Genomic DNA, 2,283 nt, shown 5'->3' with positions numbered 1-2,283 from the left:
GGAGTTAAATGGAGTGAGTCATACTATTTTTTCACCCTGATGTATTTATCTCCGATTCAAGTTCAAAAACGATTTGGGTATCATCCGAAAACATTAGCTGACTGGGCAGATGCCGGAAAAATAGAATATATCAAGTCTCCTGGCGGACATCGCCGTTACCGACTCTCTTCCCTAGAAGGCATCACGTCAACAGTGGATAGCCGAATAGTTGTCATCTACGCCAGGGTTTCAACACATTCTCAAAAACAGGACTTACAGGCGCAAGCGAAGTTCTTGACCGATTCCCGCACAGGTGAAGTTATTAAAGAAATTGGGTCGGGGATGAACTTCAGGCGTCGTAAGTTCCTCAAACTTATGGAGCGTGTTGCTAATAATGAGATTGCCGAAATAGTCGTAGGGCACAAAGACCGCTTGTGTCGGTTTGGTTTCGAGTTTGTAGAGTGGTTTTGCCAGCTACATGGATGCAAGATAACAGTGCTGGGGAAAACCGAACTTAGCCCGTATCAAGAGTTGATGCATGACTTTATGAGCATTATGCATTGCTTCTCGTCCCGCCTCTACTTCCTGCGTCGTTACAAGGAAGAAATCAAAATTGACCCCGAAGCAAATCTTTCTTCATCCCTGGATGAATCGGAGTTAAACGTAGTACAGTTGTAGGAGGTCGATAAAGTGGAGTAAGAATCATGGCACTAACTAAGCTCAAAGGTCACAGGATAGAGACAAAAACGTTACGCAGCAAGCTTTTACGTAATGATTTTGACTTAAGCGAAACCAATAAGATGTTTAGCGACGTGACATTGTTCTTTCTGCTTGTCATTAAAGAAGACCCGGACGGTGTTTGTACGCACGGTATTGACTCCAAGCGTTACTACGAGCCACGTTTTTTTGGTGACCGGCCAACGCAAACCTTTCCATTTGAGGTTCCCCAAACATTTCGCAGAGCGGCTTTATCTAAGGCTTGCGGTATCTACAAATCTTGGAAGAGTAACTACGATAATTGGGTAGCTCTTGTTGAAAAGCGCAAAGCTCGCCGGACGGAATCTTCCGCCCGGCAGACTTTGGGCAAAGTTAACAAACGCGGGAAATCAGACAAGAAACACTGTCCGCCTATCCTTCCCACGAGGCTGAAACTGAATGCGAACTTGTATTCAGGGATGTTCAAGGAAGACACAGGATCCACCATTGTGCTAAAAATCCTGGTCAAAGGTCAGTGGAAGTGGGTTAAGTTTACCTACAAAAGTGCACCAATATCACCTGAGTGGAAAAAGTCAACACCAGCCATCATTACGAAGCCCGATGGCTCTGTGTGGCTCAACTGGACAATTGAACGTTACTGCATAGCAACAGGTGGCATTAAAACACTTATGCAGGATGGTAACAGAATTTGTGCGGTTGACACTGACTTAGACGGTGAGATTATGAAGGCGGTGATCCTAGACGTAGACGCTGATGGCTCTGTAAACGAATTAGCCAGAACCACATTGAGTGGTCACAGAAGCCATGTTAAGCGTAGGAAGTTACGTTTAGGTAAGATTGCCAAGTTGATGAGCAAAACAGGTCTAATCATCAAGGGTTTTGCATCAACTCGGTGCGAACAAATCAAGCGTTGTGAACGTGAAGCAGCAAATCAACTATCAGCACAGTTAATCGACTTTGCTCATCGTTGGAGATGCGCGGTCATCGTGTTTGAGTTTCTGGGCAACCTCAAACCTCAACTCGGTAGATACTCCAGACGTTCAAACCAAAAACGCGCTTACTGGCTCAAGTCCAAAGTCATGGATGAAACTTCCAGAAAGGCACGCCAAAACCACAACATCCTCAGTGCAAAAGTCAATCCCCGCAACACTTCAAAACTGTCGGCTATCGATGGCTGCGAAGTGCTCAGGACAAGTGATATGGATGTTGCCGAGTTGATGGCAAACAACCCTAAAGTCTGGGACAATTTCAAGCGCACACACGGCTATCATCCTGGAAGCTTGGCTGTAACCCGTAACGGCTATATCATCAATTCTGGATATAACGCGGCTAGAAACATCGGCATTAAATTTCTAACGCGATACTATGAAAGCCCAACTCTGGTAACACAGGGGTTTGATAAGGTTGCAAGCAAGGTCACCGGCTAAGTGTACTCCAATCTTATCAAAGGGAATGTGTAGATTCCCAAGTCTTTCCTACTTCACTACGCTCCAATCGGTAGAGGCAAGTCCTCAAACGCTGGTGGAAGCGACTACAGAGGAGAGTTTGAAAAAAGAGATTCCGGTTTATTCCGTTTTCTCGCTACAC

Annotated in this window: 2 protein-coding genes; both read left to right on the top strand. The window is 45.4% G+C overall.

What is annotated here, in order from left to right:
• The coding region (locus tag AACT52_RS11110; RefSeq protein WP_272937163.1) for an IS607 family transposase at positions 1-657 on the top strand (657 nt) is incomplete at its 5' end.
• Between the two features lie 26 nt (positions 658-683).
• A complete protein-coding gene (locus tag AACT52_RS11105) occupies positions 684-2,123 on the top strand; it encodes a hypothetical protein (protein WP_073636637.1) in 1,440 nt (479 codons plus the stop codon).
• Positions 2,124-2,283: the final 160 nt, after the last annotated feature.

Source organism: Scytonema sp. HK-05, assembly GCF_963872035.1.
In the GTDB taxonomy this organism is placed as follows: Bacteria; Cyanobacteriota; Cyanobacteriia; order Cyanobacteriales; family Nostocaceae; genus Kalymmatonema.
The sequence above is the reverse complement of the archived record's forward strand: the minus strand, read 5'-3'. Positions and strand labels throughout refer to the sequence as shown.

Coding starts and splice junctions, on each gene's coding strand:
- AACT52_RS11105 (WP_073636637.1), top strand. CDS start 684: ATGGCACTAACTAAGCTCAAAGGTCACAGGATAGAGACAAAAACGTTA.